Source organism: Aliamphritea spongicola, from assembly GCF_017051665.1.
GTDB lineage: Bacteria > Pseudomonadota > Gammaproteobacteria > Pseudomonadales > Balneatricaceae > Amphritea > Amphritea spongicola.
On sequence record NZ_JAFIDL010000006.1, the window covers coordinates 1 to 17726 of the forward strand.

19 protein-coding genes, 1 tRNA gene and 1 rRNA gene are annotated in these 17726 nt (G+C 49.8%); 12 read left to right on the forward strand and 9 right to left on the reverse strand.

Annotation, left to right across the window (positions count from 1 at the left end):
* Positions 1-85, forward strand: a 5S ribosomal RNA gene (rrf, locus tag JYB63_RS16320); the annotation flags it as partial.
* 240 nt (positions 86-325) lie between these two features.
* Here rrf and ppiC read toward each other — a convergent pair.
* Entirely contained in the window at positions 326-601 is a 276-nt protein-coding gene (ppiC, locus tag JYB63_RS16325; RefSeq protein WP_205658976.1) for a peptidylprolyl isomerase PpiC, read from the reverse strand.
* Between the two features lie 69 nt (positions 602-670).
* On the opposite strand from ppiC, the gene JYB63_RS16330 reads away from it, so the two are divergent.
* On the forward strand, positions 671-1198 hold the full coding sequence (locus tag JYB63_RS16330) for a GNAT family N-acetyltransferase (protein ID WP_205658977.1): 528 nt from the start codon (positions 671-673) through the stop codon (positions 1196-1198).
* A gap of 2 nt (positions 1199-1200) precedes the next feature.
* On the opposite strand, the gene JYB63_RS16335 is transcribed toward JYB63_RS16330, so the two are convergent.
* Positions 1201-1989 carry a substrate-binding periplasmic protein gene (locus tag JYB63_RS16335; RefSeq protein ID WP_205658978.1) on the reverse strand — a complete coding sequence of 263 codons (789 nt, stop codon included), beginning with the start codon at positions 1987-1989 and terminating at the stop codon, positions 1201-1203.
* A gap of 232 nt (positions 1990-2221) precedes the next feature.
* Here JYB63_RS16335 and JYB63_RS16340 point away from each other — a divergent pair, with 232 nt between their 5' ends.
* The 5 genes from JYB63_RS16340 to JYB63_RS16360 all read left to right on the forward strand — a co-directional run bounded on the left by JYB63_RS16340 (position 2222) and on the right by JYB63_RS16360 (position 5564).
* Positions 2222-2653, forward strand: a complete 432-nt coding sequence (locus JYB63_RS16340; RefSeq protein ID WP_205658979.1) for a disulfide bond formation protein B — start codon at positions 2222-2224, stop codon at positions 2651-2653.
* On the forward strand, positions 2653-3291 hold the full coding sequence (locus JYB63_RS16345; RefSeq protein ID WP_205658980.1) for a DsbA family protein: 639 nt from the start codon (positions 2653-2655) through the stop codon (positions 3289-3291). The genes JYB63_RS16340 and JYB63_RS16345 overlap by 1 nt, the downstream gene beginning before the upstream one ends.
* Before the next feature lie 347 nt (positions 3292-3638).
* On the forward strand, positions 3639-4121 hold the full coding sequence (gene purE / locus JYB63_RS16350) for a 5-(carboxyamino)imidazole ribonucleotide mutase (RefSeq protein WP_205658981.1): 483 nt from the start codon (positions 3639-3641) through the stop codon (positions 4119-4121).
* The gene (locus tag JYB63_RS16355; protein WP_205658982.1) at positions 4121-5221 is read left to right on the forward strand and encodes a 5-(carboxyamino)imidazole ribonucleotide synthase; all 1101 of its coding nucleotides are present in this window, start codon (positions 4121-4123) and stop codon (positions 5219-5221) included. The genes purE and JYB63_RS16355 overlap by 1 nt, the downstream gene beginning before the upstream one ends.
* A 46-nt stretch (positions 5222-5267) precedes the next feature.
* Positions 5268-5564 carry a hypothetical protein gene (locus tag JYB63_RS16360; RefSeq protein ID WP_205658983.1) on the forward strand — a complete coding sequence of 99 codons (297 nt, stop codon included), beginning with the start codon at positions 5268-5270 and terminating at the stop codon, positions 5562-5564.
* A gap of 449 nt (positions 5565-6013) precedes the next feature.
* Here JYB63_RS16360 and JYB63_RS16365 read toward each other — a convergent pair.
* From JYB63_RS16365 to rpsU, 5 genes are all read right to left on the reverse strand, one after another.
* Positions 6014-6090, reverse strand: a tRNA-Ile gene (locus JYB63_RS16365).
* A 63-nt stretch (positions 6091-6153) separates the two neighbouring features.
* Positions 6154-7986 (reverse strand): RNA polymerase sigma factor RpoD, encoded by a 1833-nt coding sequence (gene rpoD, locus JYB63_RS16370; RefSeq protein WP_205658984.1) that lies wholly within the window; start codon positions 7984-7986, stop codon positions 6154-6156.
* A gap of 214 nt (positions 7987-8200) precedes the next feature.
* Positions 8201-10192: a DNA primase gene (dnaG, locus tag JYB63_RS16375; protein ID WP_205658985.1), complete on the reverse strand. Its 1992-nt coding sequence runs from the start codon at positions 10190-10192 to the stop codon at positions 8201-8203.
* Between the two features lie 96 nt (positions 10193-10288).
* Positions 10289-10738 (reverse strand): GatB/YqeY domain-containing protein, encoded by a 450-nt coding sequence (locus JYB63_RS16380; protein ID WP_207758401.1) that lies wholly within the window; start codon positions 10736-10738, stop codon positions 10289-10291.
* 112 nt (positions 10739-10850) lie between these two features.
* Positions 10851-11066, reverse strand: a complete 216-nt coding sequence (gene rpsU / locus JYB63_RS16385) for a 30S ribosomal protein S21 (RefSeq protein WP_124926012.1) — start codon at positions 11064-11066, stop codon at positions 10851-10853.
* Between the two features lie 278 nt (positions 11067-11344).
* On the opposite strand from rpsU, the gene tsaD reads away from it, so the two are divergent.
* Positions 11345-12370 (forward strand): tRNA (adenosine(37)-N6)-threonylcarbamoyltransferase complex transferase subunit TsaD, encoded by a 1026-nt coding sequence (gene tsaD / locus JYB63_RS16390; RefSeq protein ID WP_205658986.1) that lies wholly within the window; start codon positions 11345-11347, stop codon positions 12368-12370.
* Between the two features lie 4 nt (positions 12371-12374).
* On the opposite strand, the gene plsY is transcribed toward tsaD, so the two are convergent.
* On the reverse strand, positions 12375-12965 hold the full coding sequence (gene plsY / locus JYB63_RS16395) for a glycerol-3-phosphate 1-O-acyltransferase PlsY (RefSeq protein WP_205658987.1): 591 nt from the start codon (positions 12963-12965) through the stop codon (positions 12375-12377).
* 292 nt (positions 12966-13257) lie between these two features.
* Between plsY and folB the strand changes: the two genes are divergently transcribed.
* The 4 genes from folB to JYB63_RS16415 are packed head-to-tail and all read left to right on the forward strand — an operon-like array spanning position 13258 to position 16646.
* Complete coding sequence (gene folB / locus JYB63_RS16400) at positions 13258-13614, forward strand: dihydroneopterin aldolase (RefSeq protein WP_205658988.1); 357 nt, start codon at positions 13258-13260, stop codon at positions 13612-13614.
* A complete protein-coding gene (folK, locus tag JYB63_RS16405; protein ID WP_205658989.1) occupies positions 13614-14123 on the forward strand; it encodes a 2-amino-4-hydroxy-6-hydroxymethyldihydropteridine diphosphokinase in 510 nt (169 codons plus the stop codon). The genes folB and folK overlap by 1 nt, the downstream gene beginning before the upstream one ends.
* Positions 14124-14156: 33 nt before the next feature.
* Entirely contained in the window at positions 14157-14753 is a 597-nt protein-coding gene (locus JYB63_RS16410) for a LemA family protein (RefSeq protein ID WP_205658990.1), read from the forward strand.
* 12 nt (positions 14754-14765) lie between these two features.
* Positions 14766-16646, forward strand: a complete 1881-nt coding sequence (locus tag JYB63_RS16415) for a M48 family metallopeptidase (protein WP_205658991.1) — start codon at positions 14766-14768, stop codon at positions 16644-16646.
* Here the strand turns inward: JYB63_RS16415 and JYB63_RS16420 are convergent.
* Positions 16624-17724, reverse strand: a complete 1101-nt coding sequence (locus tag JYB63_RS16420) for a tRNA nucleotidyltransferase/poly(A) polymerase-related protein (protein ID WP_205658992.1) — start codon at positions 17722-17724, stop codon at positions 16624-16626. The genes JYB63_RS16415 and JYB63_RS16420 overlap by 23 nt on opposite strands.
* Positions 17725-17726: the final 2 nt, after the last annotated feature.

Genomic DNA, 17726 nt, shown 5'->3' on the forward strand with positions numbered 1-17726 from the left:
ATCCCTTACCGAACTCGGAAGTGAAACGTCTTAGCGCCGATGGTAGTGTGGGGCTTCCCCATGTGAGAGTAGGTCATCGCCAAGCACCTAATTAAGAAAGCCCTGCTACGTTGTAGCAGGGTTTTTTTTCGTCTGCAGGAAATGGTGATGCGAGAAATCTATCGCTAGAAGGCATGAGCAGAGACTCCCCGCTTGCTGTGAGGATATCTATCGCCAAGTACTTGATAAAGCGCCTCTTTAAGAAAAGGCTGTTACGTTACAGTGGCTTGTAATATCTGTAGGAAAGGACGTTTGCTTGGTTAAGGCTTACTGTGAGGAGATGACATCAGTCCCGGTAAATGGTTTTAATCAGATGGTAGCCAAATTTTGTTTTAACCGGTCCGTGTACTTTTAGTAAGGGTTTTTTAAACACCACGTCATCAAATGCTTTTACCATTTTACCTTTTCTGAATTCGCCCAGATCACCACCGCGCTTTGCTGAAGGGCAGATAGAGTGTTTTTTTGCCAGTTTGGCAAAGTCTTCACCTTTCTCGAGTTGTTTGAGGATTTTTTCTGCTTCAGGTTTGGTTTTAACCAGGATATGTATAGCGGCAGCTTTCATGTGTTTGTTTTATGGCTTTGTGACAGTGAACAGTTACTATAAGCGGAATATCCTGTGCAGGTAAAGTTTATGAATGCTTCAGAGTTGGTTGTGGATAACGAGATCGTGCTGGCATCTCTGCAGGAGAGTGATGCGGAAGTCCTATGGCAGCTTATCCGGGAGAACCGCCAGTATCTGGATAGGTATTTAGCCTGGGTAGCTGATGTTAACGACGTGTCGTCGACGGCGATGTTTATTCGCCAGCGTGTGGCAGTTCCGGGGCTGTTATCTGCCTGGTATAAAGTTTATGTTTCTGGGCAGTTGTGCGGAATTTTTGGCGCGAAATCGATTGTTGATGGCAGAGCTGAGCTGGGTTGCTTCATTGCTGAGAATAGTCAGGGTAAAGGTATTATAAACCGTTGCCTTATATATTTTTCAGATGTTCTGATCAGAGATTTCGGCGTTCAGGAAGTCGAGTGGCGTTGCCTGCCGGAAAATATTTCCAGTATCCGTGTTGCTGAGCGCTTTGGGGCGACTCTTCACGCAACAGAGATGTGTGAGGTTGCTGGCAGCAGCAAAGTGCAGGCATTAAGTGTTTATCGCAAAGCACTTGTGTAGGCTTACTTCCGTGCGTCCAGATAACCGTAATAACCGGGCATGCGGGTACGGTATATTCTGTCCCGGTTTGCGGCGACCAGATCCCAAATAGACTCGGTTATCTGAGGGTTTTTCTCAGCAAACTGGTGGCTGAAAATTAAGTAATAATGTTTTTCTGCCAGAGGTAGCCGTGCTTTTTCAAATTTACTGGTTTGCTGTTTCTGGAGGTATGCATCAGCGATTGCTTCCTGGTCGACCACGCCTTCAACCCGTTTAGCTGCCAGCATTGAAAAGAGTTGAGAGGTACTTCGCCCTTCGACCACTTCTATGCTTTTTTTCTTAATGTCCGCAACGATAGAATAATTGAGTTTTGCCGCGAGACTGCCATTGAGTTGCTCGAAGTCAGAGCCATTCCAGTTAAGTTTGCTGCTTACAGGACGGTAGAGTACGTATGAAAGGGTGTCCATACGTCTCTCGGTATCAACCTTGCCATCCTTCATGGGAAATACACCAAATTCCCGTCGTGCTTCTTTGTAAGAAAATATAAATGCTGCGTCCAGATCGCCTCTTTTCAGGCTCTGTAACACACGTTGCCCGGGCATGCGCTGATAGTCGATGTTCAGTTGGAGTTCCTCGGAGACATAATTTATCAGGTCAACAGATATACCTGGAGGCGATGCAAGTGCTTCACCTTTACCAAGGAAATAGGGAAAGGAATCTACATTGTTAAAGCCGATTCGCAGGTTTTCCTGTGCCGGGGCAAGTATTGGGCACAGTAAGCAGATCAGAAAGATGACTGACTGTTTAAGCATTACTACCTCTTTATGTTGAGAGGACTTACTTAAACTCTATCCCTGAGGTGTGAGATTTTTATTACGTTATAATTGTGACGCCAGAAGTATCCTATAACAGTTTTTTAAATAAGCCTAATTGTTGATATCTCCTTTTGACTCTGTAGCCACTTCAGGCTTTAAAATTGCCCGGATTAATCTCTGGCCGGTGACATTTCAGCCGGACATCCGTGTACTTTTAACGGGAAATATAATGTCTCAAAATTCTGTTGAAATGCCGGGGTGGTGGTTTTTACTGCTGGCCTGGTTTATCGCGCTGATTGCATCACTCAGTGCTGTTTTTATTGGTGAAGTGATGGGGCAAATGCCATGTACGCTTTGCTGGTATCAGCGTATTGCGATGTTTCCTTTGGTGCTGATTCTGGGGCTGGGCAGTTTCAGATCTGACTTTAATGCTGTGATGTATGCATTGCCTTTGGTGGCTGTGGGTGCTGTATTTGCGTTTTATCATTCTCTGACTTATGCCGGTGTTATTACCGGAGAGATTGTGCCCTGCGGGTCGGGCACGTCTTGCAGTGGCAGCTCTATGACAATATTCGGCTGGCTGCCGTTACCTTATCTAGCGTTGATCAGCTTTGTGGTCATTGCCTGCTTACTTTGTTTGGTTATCAGGAAGAATAAATAATGAGCCGTTCCAAGATCGTCATCCTTGTTTCAGTATTGGCCTTATTGGTTTTTGTGGTTGCAGGTTATGTGTGGCAGCAAAATCAAATTAATTCAGCACAATCTGTTGCAGACACTGCATCGTTGGAGCGGCCTTACTCGCCTTCTTTCGGGCCTGCTAATGCCAAAGTAACGATTGTTGAATTCTTTGATCCGGCCTGTGAGGCTTGTCGTGCCTTTTATCCCTTCGTGAAGAGAATTATGGCTGAATATCCACAGGATGTGCGCCTTGTACTTCGGTATACCACATTTCACGAAGGCTCCGATGAGGTTGTCCGTATTTTAGAGGCGGCGCGTAAGCAGGATCTGTTTAAGCCGGTGCTTGAGGAGATTCTCAAGCGTCAGCCTGAGTGGGCTATACACGGCAGTCCTGATATCAGTAAGGCCTGGGCTGCAGCGGAGTTTGCTGGCCTGGATATTGCTCAGGCAGAAAAAGATGCGAATGCAATTACTGTGACGTCCTTGCTGAAGCAGGAAGCGGCGGATGTAAGAACGATGAAAGTTGAAAAAACGCCAACATTTTTTGTGAATGGTAAAGCCTTGCCTAGCTTTGGTGCGCAGCAGCTCTATGATTTAGTCACTGCCGAAGTAAACCGGTAAGTATTCGCGGCGCTGCCGGAATACACCGCCGGCAGTGCCTGTCATTATTGCGCCTGTGCCGAAAGAAAATGGTTATTTTATAGCTAGTTTTGGTATCATAGCGGCCTCTGATCGGGACGGCAGCCAGCCGTCATATCCAGAGCATGTTCTTCAGTACCGGATACCGGCTGCGAATGAATTTTAAATGCTGCTCCGGCCTTTATATGCCTGCCTTCCCCGTCGCCAATCAGAACCTTTATTACTCTTTTGAATACCGCCTGTGTTCCGTGAACATGGGCCGTAGCGTGTTTTCAGACAGTAATATGTAAACTTACAGCTTAAGCCAAATACAACGCAGGTATTTATTGATGAGCAATGTGACAGTAAGCATCATTATGGGATCACAGTCCGACTGGCCGACCATGGAGCTGGCTACTATACCCCTGAAAGAACTGGGGGTGGAATTTGAAACTCAGGTGGTTTCTGCTCACCGTACACCGGATCGTCTGCATCAGTTTGCCAGCGAAGCACATACCCGTGGTATCCAGGTGATTATTGCCGGTGCAGGCGGTGCTGCTCATCTTGCGGGTATGGCTGCCGCAATGACGCACCTGCCGGTTATTGCTGTGCCGGTGGCAAGTAAATACATGAAAGGTATGGACAGCCTGATGTCTATGGTTCAGATGCCTAAAGGTGTTGCTGTTGCCTGTCAGGCGATTGGTGAAGCCGGCGGCTATAATGCTGGTCTGATGGCTGCTCAGATGCTTGCTCTGCAGGATGAAGCTCTGAGTGCACGTCTGCAGGCGTGGCGTAAGAATCAGACTGACAGTGTGCCACTGGAGGTATGTTAATGCATATTGCAATTGTAGGCTGTGGACAGCTGGCGCGGATGATGGCGCTGGCAGGCTGGCCAATGGGTTACCGCTTTACGTTTCTGGCCGGTGCTGGTGAGAATACAACCTGTGTTAAAGGACTGGGCGACATCGTTGACCTGACCGATGATATGACAGGCAATTCACTGTTTACTGCGCTGGGTGGACCGGATGTGGTGACCGTTGAGCGTGAGCATGTTGATACAGCATTGCTGAAGACACTGGTACCGCACTGTGCAGTCTATCCTCAGCCAGAAGCAATAGAAGTGTGTCAGCACCGTGGCCGTGAGAAAACCTTCCTGAATAATCTGGGGATTCCGACTGCGAATTTCCGCGTGGCGAACAGCGATGAAGAGCTGCAGGCTGCGATTGATGAAATGGGTACTCCGGTACTGATTAAGTCATGTGAAGAAGGCTACGATGGCCGGGGGCAGTGGCTGATCGAAAATCCACAGCAACTGACTGACTTGCTGAACAGCGATACGGTTTTACCTGAAGTTGTTGTTGAAGGCTTTGTTAAGTTTGAGCGGGAAGTATCTCTGGTCGCAGCACGTTCACCAAACGGTGATATCAACTGCTACCCGTTGGCAGAAAACCACCACAGTGGCGGTATTCTGCTGAGCTCTGTTGCTCCGGCTCCTGCGCTGACTGATGAAATGACCGCGCAGGCCAAAGAGATCGCTGATGCAATCTTCAACAAGCTTAATTATGTAGGTGTGCTGGCGATTGAATTATTTGTCAGCGATGGCAAGCTCATTGTGAATGAGCTGGCGCCCCGTGTGCATAACAGCGGCCACTGGACTCAGATTGCAGGCATTTGTACACAGTTTGAAAATCATATGCGTGCGATTACTTCTGTTGGCCTGGGTACCACTGAGCCGACAGGTCATTCTGCCATGGTTAACCTGCTGGGTTGTGACCCAACCCCGGAAATGGTGGATATGAGTAATGTACAGCTGCATAAGTACAATAAATCCCTGCGTCCGAACCGTAAGGTTGGCCATCTGAATCTGCGCCATAACAGCCTTGAAGAGCTGCAGCAGCAGGTTGAGAAGTTTAAGCAGGAACTCTACGGCTAAAAGCTATTCTGCTTTTCTATATAGAAGAGCCCGGTTGCTGATATCAGTGACCGGGCTTTTTATTGCGCGGAATATCAGAAAAATAGCAGGAAGGCTAAAAATTGGTGGTGATGCTGTTGCTGTGAATATATTGCAGGCAGCGAAAGTGTTGGTGAATTTTGAGTTATACCAGCTTCAGGGAGGGAGAAGTGAAGCTGGCGGTAAGATTGGCTTTGGTTCTGAGCGTTTATTCAGAATCAGTCGATTCGGTTTTATTGCCCTCGGTTTCTTTTTCAGTTGGTTTTTCGTCATTTTGTCCGTCACAGGAGCCACAGCAACCCATAATGTACCTCTGTTTTGTTAAGCAAATTTAGTGGTTAGAAATGTATCCTGCTGCTAGCTAAGAGTATTTGATATCCATCAATTCGCAGTTCAGTCATTTGGCAGAGTGATAAGCAGTATTCTGTTGTCGTGTTGGATGACAGTCTGAGAGATCTATAAATCTGTTAAGAGGTTTGATATCTAAGAGAGTAAGAGACGTTGACGGTGGTCCTCGGGGCTTAAACTCAGGTGCTTTGTGCCAACTTTTTATAAAGAATAAAGAGTGAGTCGGATGCTTTAAATCTAAGAATGAAAAAGTGATGGTGGGCCTTCCGGGACTCGGATTCAGGACCTGTGAGATCTATAAAGAGCGAGTCGGATGCTCTAAAAGAATGCGTATAAGATGGTGGGCCTTCCGGGGCTCGAGCCCAAGACCTGTGAGATCTATAAAGAGTGAGTCGGATGCTCAAAATCTAAGAGAGAAATAAATGATGGTGGGCCTTCCGGGACTCGAACCCAGGACCTGCCGATTATGAGTCGGATGCTCTAACCAACTGAGCTAAAGGCCCCCACAGGAGGGTGCCCATAATACCACAAGGTAAAATGGGCACAAGAGTTTGATTTAACTAGTTTTAATGATCGTCCAGGAAGCCACGCAGGTGGTCTGAACGGCTTGGGTGACGTAGCTTACGAAGGGCTTTTGCTTCGATCTGACGGATACGCTCACGGGTTACATCAAACTGCTTACCAACCTCTTCAAGGGTGTGGTCAGTGTTCATATTGATACCGAAACGCATACGCAACACTTTGGCTTCACGGGCTGTCAGGCCGGCCAGAACTTCCTTGGTTGCTTCGCGCAGACCTTCGCCAGTCGCAGAATCAACAGGGGAATCAATGGTTACGTCTTCAATGAAATCACCCAGGCTTGAATCTTCATCGTCGCCGATTGGGGTTTCCATTGAAATAGGTTCTTTTGCGATTTTCAGAACCTTGCGGATCTTATCTTCAGGCATATCCATACGTTCAGCCAGTTCTTCAGGGGTAGGTTCACGACCCATTTCCTGCAGCATCTGACGTGAGATACGGTTCAGCTTGTTGATGGTTTCGATCATGTGTACCGGGATACGGATGGTACGTGCCTGGTCAGCAATCGAACGGGTGATTGCCTGACGGATCCACCAGGTTGCGTATGTGGAGAATTTGTAACCGCGACGGTATTCAAACTTATCCACTGCTTTCATCAGGCCGATGTTACCTTCCTGAATCAGATCCAGGAACTGTAAGCCACGGTTGGTGTATTTCTTAGCGATTGAGATTACCAGACGCAGGTTGGCTTCAACCATTTCCTTTTTCGCGCGACGGGCACGTGCTTCACCGATAGACATGCGACGGTTAACGTCTTTCATCTCATTCAGTGTCAGCTGGATGTCACCTTCAATCTGGATCAGTTTTTTCTGTGCGCGCTTGAGTTCGATCTCATGGCGTTTCAGTGCAGGCGCATAGGCTGCATCTGAATTGATCAGGTTCTGAAGCCATTCAGTGTTGGTTTCATTGCCTGGGAATTCTTTAATAAACTGACGGCGCGGCATTTTTGCACGCTGGGTGCAAATCTGCATGATGGTACGCTCCTGACGGCGAATGCGGTCAATAGCGTCACGTACGTTATCAACCAGCATGTCGTAATAACGCGGGGCCAGTTTAATCGGTGAAAACGCATCGGTCAGTTCGTTAAAAGCTTTCGCGGCAGCTTTGCTGTCACGGCCCTGACTTTCGGTTGCTTTCAGATACGTGATGTAAGTGCTGCGTACCAGATCGAAGCGGCGTTTTGCTTCTTCCGGATCCGGTCCGCGCTCTTTCTCTTCGTCATCATCGTCTTCTTCTGATTCGTCATCATCTTCAGAATCGGTTTCAGCAACAGTCGAAGGTGCGGCAGTTGGGATTTCATTACCTTCATCCGGATCAATATACCCACTGAAGATATCGCTCAGGCGGCCTTCTTCTTCCAGGGTGGCATCGTAAGCACCCAGAATAGCTTCTACAGAGCCTGGGAACGCAGCCAGACCAGCCATGACTTCACGCAGGCCTTCTTCGATGCGTTTTGCGATTTCAATCTCGCCCTGGCGGGTCAGCAGTTCTACAGTACCCATTTCACGCATGTACATGCGGACCGGGTCAGTTGTACGGCCGGCATCTGATTCAACGGCAGCCAGTGCGGCAACGGCTTCATCGTCTGCTTCTTCTGCAGAATCGCCTTCGGTCATCAGCAGAGTTTCTGCATCAGGCGCTTCTTCGGTTACAGAAATGCCCATGTCGTTGATCATGCGAATGATGTCTTCGACTTGATCCGGATCGGCAATATCTTCTGGCAGGTGGTCATTGACTTCAGCGTAGGTAAGGTAGCCTTGTTCCTTACCGCGTGCGATCAGTTCCTTGAGGCGTGACTGCTGCTGGGAGGTGTCTGACATAAGTGCCCTTCATGATGATGACAGAGTGAAAAATTAGCCCGACATTATAGCGACAGACCGTTGTGATTACTACCGATATACTCGGTTGGATCGTATCAAAGTGGTTAAAAAGTTTACGATTTTTGCTGTTTAATTCAGGTGTCAGAAATACTTTCTTAAAGTCTCTGATTAAGCATAGTAAATAGATGGGGGTAATGCCCAATACTTCAAGGGCTTAGCGTCCGGATCTGCTCGAGTGTTGCTGCATTAAAAGCTGATTCAGACGTTGATTATCTTCGGCTGAGCGCTGTTTTAATGATTTCAGTTCATCGATTTGCTGATCGATGCTGCGTTCTTGCAGACGTTGCAGAGAGTCACTGAGAACATTCTGGGCGCTGTCAGTATTCTGAATCGGCTCTAAATGGGAAATTTCGTTGAGTGTATGCAAGTAGCCAGCGAGCTCAGAATCTGATTCCCAGTCAACAAACAACATTCCCAATGTTGCGTCAGGTGTCAGGCGAAGATATTCCACTAACCGATACAGCAACAGTTCTGTCTGGTTTTTACTCTTGGCCAGAAAGTCGAGCTCGCAGCCATTTGCCAGATGCGGCGCATGCAGCAGAATAGAGATGGCGCTGCTTGCCGGTGTGATCCGGATATTCAGATCCTGAGGAGGTCGGAATTCCTGTTTATCCTGGCGGAAATTCTTGTTTTTAAACTTGCCTTTGCCCTTGTTGCCCCGGCCTTTGCTTTTTGGCGAGAAATCGTTGCCACTGTGCTGCTGGTCGTTACTGTAGCCTGAATAGTCATTGTCATAATAACTGCCACCCTGATCGTATTCAGGCTGGGGGTAGTCATCGTACTGCATAGCCGGTTCGTGTTCGTAGCTATGGGCAGCAGGTTGCTGAGGGGCTCTGGTAGCTTCCTGCAGGTTGGTAATGCTGTTTAGTTGTTCAAAGCTCAGGCCGGTAAGTTCGCTGATTTTTTCCTGCATCATCTGCTGGAGAATGCTTGGCTGCATAAGCTGAATCATTGGCAGGGCCTGATTACTGAAGCTGGCGCGGCCGTCCAGACTGTTCAGGTCAGCATCTTCTCCGAGGGTACGGAAGAAAAAGTCCGACAGGGGTAGGGCCTCCTGCAGGCGCTGCTCAAAATTTTCAGTGCCTTCCTGGCGAACCAGACTGTCAGGGTCTTCGCCTTCGGGCAGGAATAGAAAACGGGCCTGTTTACCGTCTTTGATGACCGGTAATGTCGTTTCCAGTGCGCGGCTTGCTGCTTTACGGCCGGCCTGGTCACCATCGAAGCAAAAGATAACTTCGTCGACCATTTTAAAAATGCGTTCCAGGTGCTGAGCGGTAGTGGCGGTACCCAGGGTTGCAACCGCATAACTGATGCCGTACTGGGCAAGGCCGACGACATCCATATAGCCCTCAACAATGATCAGTTTGGTCAGATTCTGGTTAAATTTGCGGGCTTCATAAAGGCCGTACAGTTCGCGGCTTTTATGGAAGGTTTCGGTTTCCGGTGAGTTGAGGTATTTGGGTTTTTCGTCCCCCAGAACCCGACCGCCGAATGCAATAACCCGGCCGCGCATATCCCGGATCGGGAACATGATGCGGTCACGGAAACGGTCGTAGTAGCGGTCGCTTTCTTCTTTGTGAATAAGCATGCCTGCCTGTTCCAGGCGGGGCTTATCCGCGTCAGACTGAGTCAGTTTTTTCAGCAGGTTATCCCAGCCAGGCGGGGCATATCCGATACCAAACAGAGCCGCTATTTTGCCGGTAAGTCCACGGCCTTTCAGATAATCTACGGCCTTGGCTTTCTGGCTGTGCTGTTTAAGTTGTTCCTGATAAAAGTCAGAAGCTTCTTCCAGCAGGGCAAAGATGTCTTTACGGCGCAGCTCCCGCTGATGGTCTACCCGGGATTCATCCCGCGGCACTTCAACACCGGCCAGTTTGGCAAGCTCTTCCACAGCTTCAGGAAAGCTCAGCCGGTCGTGCTCCATAATGAACCCCAGTGCGTTGCCGCCGGCGCCGCAGCCAAAACAATAATAAAATTGTTTTTCGTTATTGACGGTAAACGAAGGGGATTTTTCTTTATGGAACGGGCAAAGGCCTGAGTAGTTTTTGCCGGTACGCTTGAGTTTTACCCGTGACTCGACAATGTCCAGCACGTTAATGCGGGCGAGCAGGTCGTCAATGAAGGATTGTGGGATTTTTCCTGCCATGGAACATTCGCCTGGGTAACCAATTACCGGGTATGTTAACGGTTAAGGGAATGGTTGTCAGTATGACTGACTGGCCTGCTGGTGCAGGCAAATCGCTCAGGAGGTCAGGCGGTCTTTAACCAGTTGACTGATTGGGCCCATATCGGCGCGACCCTGTACCTGAGGTTTAACCAGTGCCATTACTTTACCCATATCCTGCATGCTTTGCGCCTGGGAATCAGTGACAGCCTGATCAATGATGCTGATGAGTTCAGCTTCTGAAAGTGCCTGAGGCAGGAACTCTTTGATGACAGCGAGTTCCTGCTGCTCAATATCGGCCAAATCATTTCGGTCAGCCGCTTCAAACTGGCTGATCGAATCGCGACGCTGTTTTTGCATTTTATCCAGCGTGGCGACAATACGGGCATCGTCAGGTGTAATCCGCTCATCGACTTCGATGCGCTTGATTTCAGCGAGAATCATACGGATGGTTGCCAGGCGGTCTTTTTGCTTGGCGCGCATAGCTGCTTTCATCTCATCACTGATGCGTTGCTTCAGTTCAGACATAATCGCTCCGTTAGAATTCTTAAATAGCTGTTGGGTGAAATAATCAGGTCTTCAGCGTTTGCTCAGGACCTGACTCAATCAGTATGTCACCGGTTGACGAACCCGCCGATGATTAGTACAGACGTACGCGACGCTGGTTTTCGCGCTGAACTTTTTTCAGGTGGCGCTTTACAGCAGCAGCAGCCTTACGCTTACGAACAGACGTTGGCTTCTCGTAGAATTCACGACGACGTACTTCAGCCAGAACACCTGCTTTTTCGCAAGAACGCTTGAAACGACGCAGAGCTACGTCAAATGGCTCGTTTTCTTTAACTTTAACTGCTGGCATATTAAATACCTTACCTTCCTTAAAAATTTAATCTGATTAGGCTGAGTTTAGACTCAGCTGGCCAATAAGGGCGAACATTCTATTCTGATGCAATGGCACTGTAAAGGCTAAATGCGATGAAATCTTCTCTAAATTGAAGCATAATGGCGCCGCTTTTTATGCCGCTTGGGCAAAGTCCGCGGCATCTTACAGTAAAGTCCGGATAAGAGCAGGCTGAATTTGAATTTTTTTGGCCAGAAAAGCATTTTTTTAGCAATTTTTAACCTGTGGAAGCCAGCATGCGTGTATTGGGTATTGAAACTTCATGTGATGAAACCGGCGTAGCGATCTACGACACCGATAAAGGTTTATTGGGTGATGCTTTATATAGCCAGGTGGCAATGCATGCGGAATACGGTGGTGTAGTACCTGAGCTGGCATCCCGGGATCATGTACGTAAGTTGTTACCGCTGGTGCGTGAAACCCTACAGCAGGCAGACACGACGCCTGATCAGCTGGATGCGGTCGCATATACCGCAGGCCCAGGGTTGATAGGGGCGCTTATGGTTGGAGCAGCAACCGGCCGGGCTATGGCGCTGGGCTGGGGTATACCTGCGTTAGGCGTGCATCATATGGAAGGCCACCTGCTGGCACCTATGCTGGAGGAGACGCCACCGAAGTTTCCGTTTGTAGCCTTACTGGTATCCGGCGGTCATACCCAGTTAGTTCGGGTGGATGCTATTGGTGAATACAGCTTGCTGGGAGAGTCGCTGGATGATGCTGCCGGTGAAGCATTTGATAAAGCCGCCAAGATGCTGGGGCTGGCGTATCCTGGCGGGCCGGAAGTTGCCCGTATGGCAGAGCTGGGTGATCGCAGCCGTTTTCGGTTCCCACGACCGATGACAGACCGTCCGGGTCTGGATATGAGCTTTAGTGGTCTGAAAACCTTTACTCTGAACACCAGTAATAATTTACGGGTTGATGGCGAGCTGGCTGAGCAGGATCAGTACGATATTGCCGCTGCTTTTGAGGATGCAGTGGTTGAAACTCTGGCCATTAAATGTCGCCGGGCGCTTCAGCAGACAGGTTTTAAACAGTTAGTGATTGCCGGAGGGGTGAGCGCTAACCAGCGTTTGCGCCGTAAACTGGGCGATATGGTTGCTAAAGAAAAGGCTGAACTTTTTTATGCGCGGCCACGGTTCTGTACGGATAACGGTGCAATGATTGCGTTTGCCGGCGCACAGCGTCTGATGGCCGGCCAGCAAAGTGATCTGACCATTTTAGCTCAGCCGCGCTGGCCGTTGGATACTCTGCCGGGTATCTGAGCTGTCAGGCTTTTTTCAGTAAATGACTGATATTCTGATGATGACTGGCAAACAGGATGCAGGATATCAGCAGGCTGAGCAGCAGCCATTGTGGGGCAAGCAGCCAGGCAAACAGGGGGGTTAACAGCGCCATTCCCAGTGCCGCCAGTGCCGAAACCTTTAACAGTCCGATAAGTGCCAGCCAGCATATCGCCTGAGCCAGCCCCAGATGCCAGTCTAATGCCAGGCAGGCCCCCACGGTGGTAGCGACGCCCTTACCACCGTTAAAGCGCAGGAATACTGACCATATATGGCCGCCCAGTACGGCCAGCACTGCCAAAGCCATCCATAAGGTGGTTGAGTGATCAGTAGGTAACAGGTATTGCGCAAGCCAGATGGCAGCCAGTCCTTTAAGCAGATCACCGGCCAGAGTCATAACCGCAGCTGCTTTGTTGCCAACTCTCAGTACATTAGTGGCGCCGGGATTACCTGAGCCTTTCTGGCGGGGATCGCTGATTTGCATGCAATGACAGACGATAACCGCTGTGGGGATAGACCCCAGCAGATAAGCGGTCAGCAAGATTGCAATGTTGATAGCGATATCAGGGCTGTTCATGGTCAGAACCGGTATTCATGTGTCGTCCTATATACCGCGTATTGTGTAAAGATACAAACAACTTGCCGGAATTTGGCAGTATATTCAGGGTTCGGACGGTTTCTTATTTTCCGGTATTTCATCAGTGAAGTGGGACGGAAATAAGCAAGCTTCTGACCGTCAGACGTAATACACTGCCTGTATAACAGTATTGACATCCTGATGTCCTATGTTGACTATCAGGTCATCCGTTTATGCACTGCATTTACACGTGTTTTTTTAATTCGATTTATCAACAGGTTACAAGATAGTAATGGATATTGTTTATATTAAAGGTCTTGAGATTGAAACCATTATCGGTATTTACGACTGGGAACGGGAGATCCGCCAGCGTGTGGTACTGGATATTGAGATGGGGACCGATATCCTGTCGGCGGCTTCCAGTGAAGATGTGGATAACACACTTAACTACAAAACTATCTCTGAACGGTTGATTGATTTTATTGCGAACAGTGAGTTCCAGCTGATTGAAACTATGGCTGAAGAAGTCACTAAGATCCTTGCCAACGAGTTTGGAGTGCGCTGGGTGCGTTTGCAGCTGGGTAAACCCGGTGCAGTCCCGGCGGCTCAGGATGTGGGGATCATTATTGAGCGGGGAGAGCGTTTTTAATGGCAAAAGTATTCGTCAGTATCGGCAGCAATCAGGAACGTGAACATAATATTTGTGGCGCTCTGGATGCATTGCAGGCAACTTTCAGTGAGTTGCGCTTGTCGCCGGTCTATGAAAGTGATGCTGTCGGTTTTGACGGTGCACCGTTTTACAATCTGGTTGCTGAGTTTACGACTGATCTTGAGCTGGCGGCGCTGAATGCGACGCTGAAGGATATTGAAGATCAGCACGGACGCTGTCGCAAGAGTGACAGCCTGGGCCGGACGCTGGATATTGATATCCTGACTTATGATAATCTCATCGGCGACTTTGACGGTGTTCAGTTACCCCGTGCAGAAGTGCTGGTGAACAGCTTTGTGTTACGGCCTCTGGCGGAACTGTCACCAAAATCACGTCATCCGGAGTCCGGTGAAACGTATCAGGATTTGTGGCGGGATGCGGATAAAGACAAGCAGCCGTTAACGGCGGTGGACTTTATCTGGCAGGAAAAGCAAATTTCGGCGGTTTAAAACATCAGTTAATTCGGCTTAGGGAGTGGCGTTATGGATCTGACAACCATTATCAGCATTGTTGTGGCGGTCATTGTTATCGGTTATGTGATTACAGTGTTTAACAGTCTGGTCAGCCTGCGTAACCGGCATCAGAACGCGTTTTCGCAAATAGATGTGCAGTTAAAACGCCGCTATGACCTGATACCGAATCTGGTGGAAACAGCTAAGGGTTACCTCAAGCACGAGCGTGAAACCCTGGAGGCGGTTATCAGTGCCCGCAATCAGGCGCGGGCAGGGCTGGATAGTGCTATGGCCAGTGCTCAGAGTGCCGACTCTTTACAGCAGCTGGGGATGGCTGAGTCCGGTTTACAGGCTGCGCTGGGGCGATTTAATCTGGTCGTTGAAGATTACCCTGAGCTGAAAGCTGATGGTCAGATGCAGCAGCTCAGTGAAGAACTTACATCAACCGAGAATCGTGTGGCGTTTGCCCGCCAGGGGTTTAACGATGCGGTTACCGACTACAACGAATATAAACAGAGTTTTCCGCCAGTGATTTTTGCGGGCCTGTTTGGGCATAAAGCCGATGCCAGCTTGCTGGAAATCGCTGACCGGGAACAGATCCAGAAAGCCCCTGAAGTCAGTTTCTGATTTTAAAACCGGATGAACTTCTACGAAGCACAGGCACAGGCCGGTAAGCGAAGCTACTGGCTGGTTGCTCTGTTTCTCTGCATTACCCTTCTTATCATCGGATTAACCACCTTGTTTGTGGTGACCTGGCTGTGGATTGATGATGGCGGTTACTACAATCAGCAGGCAGAACTGCTTGAATATTATACTTTGCAGCGGTTTGCCTGGGTTGCGGTTGCGGTTTGCAGTGGCCTGATCATTACCGCGTGGCTGAAGTGGCATGAAGTCTGCCGTGGTGGTGCAGCCATTGCAGACTCCATGGGGGCAACGCAGGTATTACCCGCTACCCGGTATGCCGAACAGCGGCGTTTACTCAATGTTACCGAAGAAATGTCAATTGCGGCGGGGATTCCGGTGCCGCCGGTTTACCTGTTAACCCAGGAAGCCGGGATTAACGCATTTGCGGCTGGCCTGCGGCCCTCTGATGCCGTTGTGTGTGTCAGTCAGGGCGCACTGGATCATCTCAGCAGGGATGAACTACAGGGGGTGGTAGCCCATGAGATCAGCCATATTTTTAACGGCGATATGCGTTTGAATATGCGTTTGCTGGTGTTGCTGCACGGGCTGATGTGGATCGGTGAAATTGGCCGTGAGCTGCTGTACAGCCGAACATCTGTGCGGGCGAAACCGTTTGGGCTGGGGTTGTTTGTAATCGGCTGGACAGGTATTGCCGGTGCCAGAGTCATTAAGGCTGCCGTGGGGCGTCAGCGGGAGTTTCTGGCAGATGCCGCCGCGGTACGTTTAACCCGTAATCCGGCAGGTATTGGTGGCGCACTGAAAGCGATTGGCAGTATTAAGAGCAGCAGCCGGATCGATAATCACCGTTGTCATGAAGCCAGCCATTTGTTTTTTGCCAACATTAATGGTGCGGCTATGAGTTTACTGGCGACACATCCGCCATTACGGCAACGTATTTTGGCAATTGAGCCGAACTGGGACGGTCGTTTTTCTGAAGATCGCTGGCAGAAAGCCAGAGAGCATGTCAAAGAACATGAGGGTGACCACAAGCAACAGGTGTTGGGCGCGGTGACGACCATGATTCTCAGCAGTGCCGTACTGGATGTGGCTGAAATCTCGGATCTGGATCTGGTATCTGAAACTGAATTGCCGGAAGCATTGGTCGCGATCGCCCATGACGCTTTTGCTGCCCGGGCAATTTTACCGGTGCTGCTGTTGGCAACCGATACCTCTTTACGTGAGCAGCAGATGCATATGTTGTCCGGATTTGATCCTGCACTGGCGGAACAGACAGAAAAGCTCACAAAGATGCTTAAGGATGTTTCCCGCGGTGTATATTTGCCCTGGGTGTTAATGGCGATGCCTGCCCTGAAACTGCAGTCTGCTGAACAGTACCGTGGGTATAAGCGTTTACTGATGCAACTGATCAGAGCCGATAAGCAGATTGATCTGTTTGAGTGGTGCCTGTATCAGTTAACCGGTCATTATTGTGACGGCCACTACGGCATACGCCGCCGAGCCCGGATGCTCGAGCAGTCCGAGGATGATCAGGCGGGGGCATTTGAGCGGGTCGCATCAATGCTTGTCTGGCATGGACGGCAGTCTGACAGCAGTGGGGCTGACCTTGAACGGCACTTTAATCTGGCCGCCAGCACCGCCGGCTTTTATAACATCGAACTACTGCCTCAGCAGCCCTGCGCTGAAACTGAGCTGAAGGCGTTCAGTGAAGCGGTATTTATTCTCGCTGCTGCGGGGCCGTTATTGAAATCCCGCTACCTTAAGGGACTGGTACGATGTGCCCGTCAGGATGGCAAAGTTTCTGTGGTTGAGCGTGAGTTACTCACAGCCGTCGCGGCTGTGATGGAGAGTCCGCTTATTGGTCTTGAGGATCAATAGCCTGTTCGCAGATGGTGAGCTGGCGCCGTTTTATTTCCTCTCCCAGCGCTTTACCTTTAAAACCCTCTGCCATGATGTCCCGGGGAACTATGCTGCCTAGCTGGCTCAGGAGTTCAGGCAGTTGTGTTTCAGCGGCAAGAGCCTGTTGGTCATTAAGCGTTTTGCAGGCTGCAAACAGGTTTGTCAGCCGCTCAGGGCGACGGATTAGGTCTAAATCCAGAATTAACTGCAGGCAGGCATCCGCTGTCAGGTGTGGAAAGTTCAGCAGGTCATCGGCACCGCGGAACAACTGCAGCGCCAGATCGCGAAACAGATTGGGCAGCCGTTGGCGTTCACTGAAAGTCTTAATGACTGAAGCATCTGTAGCCGCTTTAAATAACAGCAAAGCACAGCGGACTTCAGCAGATACCGGTGTATTCAGAAGTATCAGTTCTGAGGGGGAAATCGTCAGTTCCGGGAACAGTTTACCGTTGGCGTGACACTCTTCCAGTATTTGGAAAAACGTTTGTGGGCTTTGCTCTCCCAATGCCCGCTGCATTTCCTGCCAGACCCGTTCCGGGGTGAGAAACTCAAGTTCGTCACTGCTGGCCAGCTGTTGCATCAGTGCCAGTGTTTCCGGTGCAAGGGTAAAGCCCAGGTGGGCATAGCGGGCAGCAAACCGGGCGACACGTAACACCCGTAACGGGTCTTCTGCAAAAGCGGGGGAGACATGACGCAGAATGCGTTGTTGCAGATCCTGCTGGCCGTTATACGGGTCGATAATCTGGCCATCAGCACTTTCCGCCATCGCGTTGATGGTCAGGTCGCGGCGCAGTAAATCTTCTTCAAGGGTGACATCCGGGCTGGCATGGTACTGAAAGCCTGTATAGCCTTTACCCGATTTACGTTCGGTGCGGGCCAGCGCGTATTCCTCACCGCTGTCCTTGTGGATAAACACAGGGAAGTCCTGTCCGACAGGCCGGAAACCCTGCTGCAGCATGATATCCGGTGACGCACCGACCACGACCCAGTCCCGGTCATACACCGGATACCCCAGAAGTTTGTCGCGAACCGCGCCGCCCACCAGATAGATTTGCATAT